8 protein-coding genes are annotated in these 9,012 nt (G+C 40.1%); 6 read left to right on the top strand and 2 right to left on the bottom strand.

The genetic code is table 11. The features are described from left to right. The 4 genes from EO95_RS17850 to EO95_RS06660 all read left to right on the top strand — a co-directional run. On the top strand, positions 1-906 hold a 906-nt coding region (locus EO95_RS17850), incomplete at its 5' end, for a hypothetical protein (protein ID WP_052733530.1). Between the two features lie 159 nt (positions 907-1,065). Continuing rightward, entirely contained in the window at positions 1,066-1,323 is a 258-nt protein-coding gene (locus tag EO95_RS06670; RefSeq protein WP_048133441.1) for a hypothetical protein, read from the top strand. 789 nt (positions 1,324-2,112) lie between these two features. Then, positions 2,113-3,210, top strand: coding sequence for a hypothetical protein (locus tag EO95_RS06665; RefSeq protein ID WP_235282895.1), 1,098 nt, complete (start codon positions 2,113-2,115; stop codon positions 3,208-3,210). Positions 3,211-3,221: 11 nt separating this feature from the next. After that, the gene (locus EO95_RS06660; protein WP_048133439.1) at positions 3,222-3,479 is read left to right on the top strand and encodes a hypothetical protein; all 258 of its coding nucleotides are present in this window, start codon (positions 3,222-3,224) and stop codon (positions 3,477-3,479) included. Between the two features lie 114 nt (positions 3,480-3,593). Here the strand turns inward: EO95_RS06660 and EO95_RS06655 are convergent, their stop codons facing one another. Continuing rightward, complete coding sequence (locus EO95_RS06655; protein ID WP_048133437.1) at positions 3,594-3,920, bottom strand: phasin family protein; 327 nt, start codon at positions 3,918-3,920, stop codon at positions 3,594-3,596. Positions 3,921-4,957: 1,037 nt separating this feature from the next. On the opposite strand from EO95_RS06655, the gene EO95_RS06650 reads away from it, so the two are divergent. Then, positions 4,958-5,635 (top strand): hypothetical protein, encoded by a 678-nt coding sequence (locus tag EO95_RS06650; RefSeq protein ID WP_048133434.1) that lies wholly within the window; start codon positions 4,958-4,960, stop codon positions 5,633-5,635. Positions 5,636-5,639: 4 nt separating this feature from the next. Here EO95_RS06650 and EO95_RS06645 read toward each other — a convergent pair whose 3' ends face one another. Beyond that, complete coding sequence (locus tag EO95_RS06645; RefSeq protein ID WP_048133442.1) at positions 5,640-6,809, bottom strand: hypothetical protein; 1,170 nt, start codon at positions 6,807-6,809, stop codon at positions 5,640-5,642. Between the two features lie 377 nt (positions 6,810-7,186). On the opposite strand from EO95_RS06645, the gene EO95_RS06640 reads away from it, so the two are divergent. Then, on the top strand, positions 7,187-8,452 hold the full coding sequence (locus tag EO95_RS06640; protein ID WP_048133433.1) for a serpin family protein: 1,266 nt from the start codon (positions 7,187-7,189) through the stop codon (positions 8,450-8,452). Positions 8,453-9,012: the final 560 nt, after the last annotated feature.

The following is a 9,012-nucleotide window of genomic DNA, read 5'->3' as shown; positions in this document are numbered from 1 at the left end:
GAGGATGCCAATGGCAATACAGGTCCAGAAAATAACGAAAAAGATAGTATAGAGGATGCTAACGGCGCTGAGAATTCCGATCCTGAAAATATGCAGGATCAAGACAGAGTCAGAACACAGGATCAAGATAAGATTTCTGCGTATAAACTTGAAAGAAAACAGCTACATGAAGAGCTCCAGCTACAGAAGAACGAATACCGGGAAGCAAAAGGGGACTTCCTTAAGGTAAGAAATCAAATTCGAGCAGGAAAACTTGATCCCAATTCTGAAGAAGCTGTAAATGCCACAGGACTCTACCTTAACTCAAGTATTAGTTATATGATAGTCCACCTGGAAAACGTAAAAACCAACATGCAGCACTCAAATGGCAATGGAATAGAAGAAAGAATCGTTGCCATAGATGAAACTATAAAACTGCTTGAGGCTGAAAAGGCCGAAGTTGCAAATGCTTCCAGCCAGCAAGAATTTGTAGTTACGGTCAGGTCCGTGCGTGGAATATGGAATAATGCGCAGAAGACCAGCCTGGCAGGTGCAGGACAGACTGTTAGCCATAAAATAGGGGAATTCCTTGACAAATCCGGAAATCTCTCTAAAAAACTTGAGATTGAAATTGAGAGCCTGAACGAGACTGGTGTTAAAACAGCGAACCTTGAGACAAGGCTTACCAGTTATAATTTATATCTAAAAGCTGCTCAGGATAAAAAAGAAGCTGCAGATTCTATTTATGAAGATGAGAACGCTACCCGGGAAAACCTGGAAATGGCAAACAATTATCTGCGTGAATCTCTTAATAATGTTAATAAGGCAAACCAGATACTCAGAGTAATTTTCGACGAACTGAAAGAATATAACTTTGAAGAAGTTAACAATATTAGAGTAGATAACAATATTGGAAACCAAACTTAATAATACCACAAGTATAAACAATACTAATAAGAATTTATCTGTATAAGCGGCACTCCTGTAAACGGGACAAAGCCTCTCCGAAAGGAGAATAAACATTGGCTCAGGGAACAGAACCGAAAACTTCTCAGAGGATAGATTGGAGAATTAAGGAGGCAGAAAATGGTCAAATTCGCTCACCTGCTTGTACTGTCAGCTTTAATTGTCTGGCTTGCAGGATCCGGTTGCGTCGGAAACGATGCAACTGTAGTGGAGGAAACAGCCCCGAATGTTGCCGAGGCAGGGAATGGGATATCAGAAGATTCGGAAATGGGACTTTCCCAGGCTGAGATACAGGAACTTGACTCTGATATGGCCGAACTCGAGAACCTGCTAGAAAATGCAAGCCTTGAGGAAGAAATAGTAATTGAAGAACTTTAAGTCTAAAGTGAAGAAACGTGAAAGTAGCTGAAAACGGTGAGATGGAAGAAAACAGAATAATAAATGAAAATAGAATAAGAAGTAAAATAAGAGTAAGTTCGATTGAAAGATGGCCCTCACCTGAAAAATATCTTTTCTTACTCTCGTTTTCTCAAAATCGTCTTTTCAAGGATTAGTATCATTGATCCCGTTTTTTCATTCAGTTTTTTTCATTCAGTTTCTTTCATTCAGTTTTTTTCATTCAGTTTCTTTCATTCAGTTTCTTTCATTCAGTTTTTTTCATTCAGTTTTTTTCATTCAGTTTTTTTCATTCAGTTTTTCTTTGTAAGTTTCATCCGGTTTCACTCATCTTTTGCTCGATCTTTTTGCTTAGCTCACTGACCATCTTCATTTAATTTTTCAGCCATATCTGACATAAACTGCCCGAAAACTTCATAATTTATATGAGAAATATGAGGGACGAACTTATACTGCATGAATATTCGATTTAGTGCCTGATGCTGTAAATAAATTTTCAAAACAAAAGAAAAAAAGATAAAACAGAAAAACTTAATTAGATTTTTTACTTATAGTCAATGAGAAAATTGGATATTAGTATAAAACCTTTACGTTAATTGTTTATAATTAAGAAGATATAAAGGATTTTAAAGCATTATTTAGCAAATATAAAACTCATAAAGCTTTAGATAATACAATTGCCAATTAATGATCTCTTTTACGAAAAGTATACTTATATATTCCCCCCTCCAAATAAGGTAACAATTGAATAATTTAAAGGGAGGAAGTCATATGGGCAAATTTGGTAAAGTAATACGCTATGCATCTTGTCTAACTGTCATACTTATCGTATTTAGTATCCTATCGACAGCGGCTCTTGCCGGGAATGGAGCTGGGGCAAGTAATGATGCTAAGAATAGAGCAGGGGCAAGTAATGATGCTAAGAATGAAAAGACGCTTGAAACTCTCCAGAAACAGGAATTGATCAAGGAAAAAATTCCAGCCAGAAATCAAACCGAGAATAGGACTCTGGAACGAGAACAACTGCGAGAAGAAGCTCATGAACGGACACAGTTAAAAGAACAGCTCAAGGTCCATAAAAATAACTATCAAAGCTCAAAGAAAAATTTCCTTGCGATCCGAAAACAGCTCAGGTCAGGAAACTACAATAAAGAAGAACTGGAAATCACAAGGGAATATCTGAACTCGAGTATAGATTATATGATAGCTCATCTTGAAAAAGTTCAGTACAACCTTAAGCAGTCAAACGGCGATGGTACGAAAGCCAGAATTGCTGTTATAGAAGACAGGATAATCCAGCTGCAGGAAGAAAAGAAGGCTATTGGAAAAGCCGAAGATCTTGAAGACTTTGCAAATGCAACAGAATCGGTACGCGGCGTCTGGAACAATGTTAGAAATCGGACCGCAGTGGAAACCGGGCAGACTGCCTGCGAGAGTCTGGATAAATTTGTAAACAAATCCGAAGCAGTTTCTCTAAAACTTGAAAATGAGATCGAAAGCCTGAACAAAACCGGTGTTAATACAACTGAACTTGAGGCAAAGCTTGCCAATTACAATGCCCTGATGGACTCAGCCAGGGAAAATAATGAGGCAGCAAAAAAGATCTACAATAAAGAAAACGCCACTCAGGAAGAACTGCAAAAAGCAGACAATTATCAGCAAAGTGCTCTCAAGGAGATAAAAGAGGCAAACCAGATCCTGAAAGAAATCTTCGGTGAGCTGGAGCAGCATAGAATTGAAGAGAGTAACAGAATAAGAACCCGAAATACCGTGGGAACTGAATTTACTGATACAGAGACCTCTGGAGAAACCAATAGTAGCTCAGGGAACGAATCCGAAAATTCCTCTGAGGACGGACTGGAGAATTAAGGGGGCAAAAAATGGTAAAATTCATACATGTGCTTATGCTTTCAATTTTAATTTTCTGGCTTGCAGGGTCCGGTTGCATCGGAAACGATACATCTAAAGCGGAAGAAGCAGGTATAGCCCCAAATATTCCCGGAGCAGAAGAAAATACTTCAGCTGAACAGGAACTTACCGAAGCAGAAATTCAGGAATTTGAAGAAAACATTACAGAACTTGAGAATCTGCTCGAAAATTCAAGCCTTGAGGACGAAATAGATATTGAAGATCTGTAAGAATAAAAAAGCTGTAAGAATAAAAGAGCTGTAAGAATAATTCCTCCTGCAAAACAGAACCAGCAAGATAAAGCAGGAAAAAATACAGCCAATATTAACCAGAAAAAGATGATCTCATTTGAAGAACATCTTTTCTTTATTTTTCATTTTCTGGACTTCGCCCTCCAGAATCTCTAACCTTGATTCTAGCTCACGCATATCTTTTTTGGTAAAGAAATCTGCCTTTGAGGTAGCATCCTGAATCTTTTCAGATATTTTCTTTTCGAGGTCAACCCTCTGTTTCCTGCTTTCTTCAACCAGGTCCTGAACAACTTTTTTGCCTTCTTCCTTGCTGATATCTCCTGTGTCGACCAGGTCTTTTACAAGCTCATTTACTTTTTCTTCGGTCATTGCCCACAGGCCAGCCCCTATGAGGCCAAGTTTTCTAACAGATTCTTTCATGTATAACACTCACCCTGGATTATTAATCTGAAAATAATTAATTTGAAATGATGTATGATGTATTAAAAACTGATAATATATTAAAGGTGATGATGTGTTAAAGATACTATTGTAAAAAGAGTGCCCTTATGTAAAAAGTGAAAAACCTTAACCCGGCGCTTTAGAACTTACCCTGCAAACTTATAATAAATTTCCAAAACTCTTCCAACCTGCCCTTTTCCTCCCATATCCTCAAGCAGCGTTACGCTGACGGGGCCGAAGCGGCAGATTTCCCCATCAATTACTTCGGCTTCGATTTTCCCGGAGAGGAAAAAGAAGTAGAGGAAAAGAAAAACTGTTGTGGTTTTGGATTTAAAAACCTTCTTTTTCTCCCTTTCGGGAAAAGCTGTCGGTTTTGCTTTGAGGCCGGAGAGAGCCCGGTACCCGAAAAACTAAAACAATCCAAAGTTGTTTAGTCCTCAGAAGCAGCCTTAAACATCATTCTGGTAACAAATCAACATCATTCAATAAATTTGGTAGATCCATAGCCCCATCAAGATGTGGCACAAGCGAGGATAGAGCCTGGAGCCTCATGTCTTTGTCTTTAAGACTGGAAGCTAACGACCGTCGAATTGTATCTTTTTGTAGAGGTTTAGTTCCCACCGAAACACCTCTTCAAAAATTGAATTTATGCTCAAAAGAAGACACGACATTCAAAGCAAAAACAACATTCACAGAAGGTAAACAAGTATTCAATATATATATATTATAACATCCTTTTTATTAAAGGGTTTATATAAATTGGGGCATATGGACCACGTGTTCAGACCTCTAAACGAATGGGGAATAATATCATGGGAAATTGTGTCCTTCACACTCGGTGAAGTTGAAGAGGTTCCAGCGCAGTGACACAGCCTACTACTGGCGTGTCAAGGTTAATTTGAGGGATAAAATGTAGGGACGAACCCTTGTAGTCGCCCAATTTGGGTAGGCACAAGACCTGTCTCTACCTATCAAATCACCGTTGATGAGACACTACAGCTTTTGGGAGACAGATCATGAACGAAGAAGTACGTCCCTTGAATGACCTGCGGCTCAAGACGCCACGTGCTGCGGCCGTCGCCGGTATCCTCTTTGCCGTGCTGAACATCACCGCCAATGTGCTCATCCGACTCTCTATCCCACCCGATCCGGCCAACGGCGACTTCTGGCTGGAGGAGCAGGCAAAGACCGTAGCCCTGGGCCTGAGTCTGGTGCCCATCTCCGGGATCGCCTTCCTGTGGTTCATCGGTGTGGTGCGCGACCGCATGGGACAGTTGGAAGACCGTTTCTTTTCGAGCGTGTTCTTTGGCAGCGGCCTGCTGTACCTGGCCATGACCTTTGTCTCAGCGGCATTGGCCGGCGGGCTCCTGACCAGCTATACCCTCGAACAGGACTTGCTGATTATCAGCGGCGTATACACCTTTAGTCGGGAGGTGATATTTAACATCACCAATGTCTATGCCATTCGCATGGCAGGCGTATTCATGATCTCATTGGGCACCATCTCGGTTCGCACCCGCATCATGCCACGCTGGCTGTCCTTTTTAACCTATTCGCTGGCACTTATCTTGCTGGTGAGCATCGGCCTCAATTTCTGGGTGACGCTGATCTTTCCGGCCTGGGTGCTGGTCGTCAGCCTCTACATCCTGGCTTTGAATCTGCACATCAAAGACGCGGGCGCAGAGGACACATAACGTCTTATTTTTCTGACCCACCAATATACGGAACAAGCGAAAAAAGCGCCTGAGCCCTCCGAGACTCGGATTTAATCCCGGTTGCCATCTCAAGGGCTTTTTCAAAAATTTCTTTTTTCCTTGTTTCATCCAGATACAGAATAATAAATGAAAGGGCCTGGGGCCTCATGTCTTTATCTTTAAGGTTGGAAGCCAATTCAAGGGCTTCTTCTATGATTTCCCCTTTTCTTTGCCCTTTCAGGTGTGGGATCAGCAAAGAAAGAGCCTGTACTCTCAGAAATTCGGATTGAATCCCGGCTGCCATTTCAAGGGCTTTTTCCAGGATTACTTCATTATTTGACCCTTCAAGGTGCGGAATAAGCAAGGAAAGGATCTGGAATTTTGCATCCCCATATTGAATGTGGGGAGAGAAATCAAGGATATCTTCAATAATTTCTTCTTTTCCCTGCCTCTTCAGGTGAGGGACAAGCGAAGAAAGGACCCTGGCTCTTTCGTCTTCATCCTGAATATTGGAAGTAGAGTAAAGGGTTTTTTCAATGAGTTTTACCTTTTCTGGCCCCTTCAGATACGGAACAATCAGGGAAAGGGCCTGGGACCTTAAATCTCCATATTGAATCTTAGAGGCAAAGTCAAGGGCTTTTTCCATAGTTTCTTCTTTTCCCTGCCCGGCTTCTAACTGCTCTAAATCATAAGCAGTACTGACAGTATTGTTTTTTGCGGTGAATTCTTCAAGCAGCTTATTAAATTCTTCAAGCACTCTGGTTTTCTCACTTGAATTTTGTTTTATAAGCTTGACCGAACCATCTTCAGCCCTCATCCTCTGTTCGAGAAGCATTCTCTGTATAATCTCATCTTCCATAAAAGAGGAAATTTCTTTAGCTAAATCAGGGTCCTTTTCAAACGAGTTTATAATTGCCCGGATTAAAACCTGCTTTACCTCCGGGTCGGCGGGTGCAATAACCAGATCTCCTGCGGCTTCCTTCAACTCCGGCCTGTCTCTCGAAAACAGTTTTTCCCACAGTTTTTTCTTAAGCTCCCAGACAGCAGGCCCCACCTTATTGCCAGCTTCTTCAGCCGCTCTTTTAGAGCCAATGACCATATATGGAACTACTGGTTCGATAAAATCTGTTACTTTCTGTGCCAGTTGCCTCATTATTGCATCCTGTTGCCGCATTGTTTCATCCTTCATTTACGAAATGTTATATTCTTCTCTGTAAGGTTAGTTCCAGAATAAAGTGATATCAGTAAATGTAATGCCTGTACTGGAATAAATATAATAACAGATAAATACTTCGTTGGAAGCTTTAGAGAACTCAGTATGATCTGTCTATAACATAATAATAATTAACCACAAGCACGCATTGCCCGTGTACTTGCCGGTACATTAAGCGGTTGTTGAAAATCCAGGTGCTCAGAAAGCAATCAAAAAGGTTGAAAAAAAGGCTGCTTCTATTTTTGGAATATACATCTTACTTTATTTAGAGAGAACAGGCATTTCCCGGCTAATATATAAATAAATTTTAGTACACTGTCCCCAAATATTATAAATACATGGCCAGAATGAAAATTAATGTTCTCGTATTTACTCTAATGTTGCTGTGCACAGGCTGCGTTGAAGATACAGCTGTAATTCAGGAAAATACAATAAATGCGGACTCAGTTAAAGACTATGATATTGCAGCTGCAAACAATGCTTTTGCTTTTGATATGTATTCACAGTTGACGCAACTGGAAAATGAGAAGTATGAAAACATCTTTTTTTCGCCGCACAGCATATCTGCTGCCATGGCAATCTGTTATGAAGGGGCGGAAAACACCACGAAGGAACAGATCTCAAATGGATTTTATTTCCCCACCAATAAAACAGTTTTAAGAGTGGGTTTGAAAGAAATGGATGACGGAATAAATTCAGGAAATAATGATTATGTGCTTCAAACTGCAAATGCGCTCTGGGTACAGGAAGGATATCCCATAAAAGAAGCTTATGTTTTCAACGTAAAAAACTACTATGACGGTGAAGTGACAAATCTCGATTTTGTGGGAAAACCGGATGCTTCCAGAGATACCATCAATGAATGGGTAGAAGCCAGGACTAATAACAAAATAAAAGACCTGGTTCCTGAAGATTCAATAACGTCTGATACGCGGGTAATTATCACTAATGCGATTTACTTCAATGGAAAGTGGGTGTATGAATTTGATAAGGAACTGACTGACAAAAAAACTTTTTATCCGTCAAAAGGAGACGAAATCCCTGTAGACATGATGTACATGTCTGAAAGTTTTAATTATGGGGAAAACTCAATGGCAAAAATCATAGAGTTGCCTTATAAAGGCAACGATTTATCCATGTACATCGTGCTTCCTAAAAGCAACAATATCGAAAAGTTTGAAACAGAATTCACGGTTAATGACTATACCAAACTTAAAAACGACATGAAATTTACTGGGGAAGTGGAAACCTCGATTCCGAAATTTAAGTTTGAGACTAAAACCGAGCTTTCCGATTCCCTCTTTGAAATGGGCGTTGTGGATGCATTCAACCTCAACCTGGCGAATTTATCAGGAATTAGCGACAGTCCATTAGCAATATCCAGAGTGATTCATCAAGCTTTCATAGATGTACAGGAAGAAGGCACGGAAGCAGCGGCAGCAACAATGGTTGGGATGGAGGGTAGCTGCGCAATGGACTCAAACCCAAAGGAGTTCAAAGCCGACCATCCGTTCATGTTCTTCATAGAGAATAAGAGGACAAATTGCATCCTTTTCATGGGGAAAGTTGAATACCCTGAGTATGAGGAAACTAAAGAGTTTTAAAGTGGCAGCGAAAAAGGAAACGTCTGGGGTTTTATTTGCTTGTGACCGCTCCCCAAACTCCCGAGGTATTGGACTCGTACCCCTGAGCCAATCGGCATATCACCTGTCTCAAATTATCTAAAGCAACAGTATGGAGCAAAAACAAACTTGAAACTAAATAAGAAAGAGCTGAAAGAAGCTAAGAATAGAAGCTAAAAATAGTTACTGCCAGGACATCTTATCGAGTATCCTGATTAAGTTACTTGCCTCATCAAAGGATAATTCAGGCCAGCTTTTTTTGTATTCATCGCAATACTGACTAATTTTTTTATGTCTTTCCATATACCGAAGAGACTTTATTACTATATTTTTTTGCCTAAAGGTTATCGCTGAATCCGTAAACTCCATAAAATACTCCTTATATCATGCCTTCATTTTTCAATATGCTGTACTGCAATCAATCAAAAATCCGGAAATATTAGAAAAGTAATACTCTTTGATTGCCATTTATATATATAGCTCACACTATATATACACTGTCTCTTATACACATCTGACGCTGCCGACGAATAGAGAGGTGT

The sequence above is a fragment of the Methanosarcina sp. 1.H.T.1A.1 genome (assembly GCF_000979295.1).
GTDB lineage: Archaea > Halobacteriota > Methanosarcinia > Methanosarcinales > Methanosarcinaceae > Methanosarcina.
Note: the sequence above shows the minus strand (reverse complement) of the source record. Positions and strands in the feature narration are given on the sequence as shown.

Bases quoted from the DNA above. Each gene is read 5' to 3' on its own strand.
- EO95_RS06670 (WP_048133441.1), top strand. From the start codon at position 1,066: ATGGTCAAATTCGCTCACCTGCTTGTACTGTCAGCTTTAATTGTCTGG.
- EO95_RS06650 (WP_048133434.1), top strand. From the start codon at position 4,958: ATGAACGAAGAAGTACGTCCCTTGAATGACCTGCGGCTCAAGACGCCA.
- EO95_RS06655 (WP_048133437.1), bottom strand. From the start codon at position 3,920: ATGAAAGAATCTGTTAGAAAACTTGGCCTCATAGGGGCTGGCCTGTGG.
- EO95_RS06665 (WP_235282895.1), top strand. From the start codon at position 2,113: ATGGGCAAATTTGGTAAAGTAATACGCTATGCATCTTGTCTAACTGTC.
- EO95_RS06645 (WP_048133442.1), bottom strand. From the start codon at position 6,809: ATGCGGCAACAGGATGCAATAATGAGGCAACTGGCACAGAAAGTAACA.
- EO95_RS06660 (WP_048133439.1), top strand. From the start codon at position 3,222: ATGGTAAAATTCATACATGTGCTTATGCTTTCAATTTTAATTTTCTGG.
- EO95_RS06640 (WP_048133433.1), top strand. From the start codon at position 7,187: ATGGCCAGAATGAAAATTAATGTTCTCGTATTTACTCTAATGTTGCTG.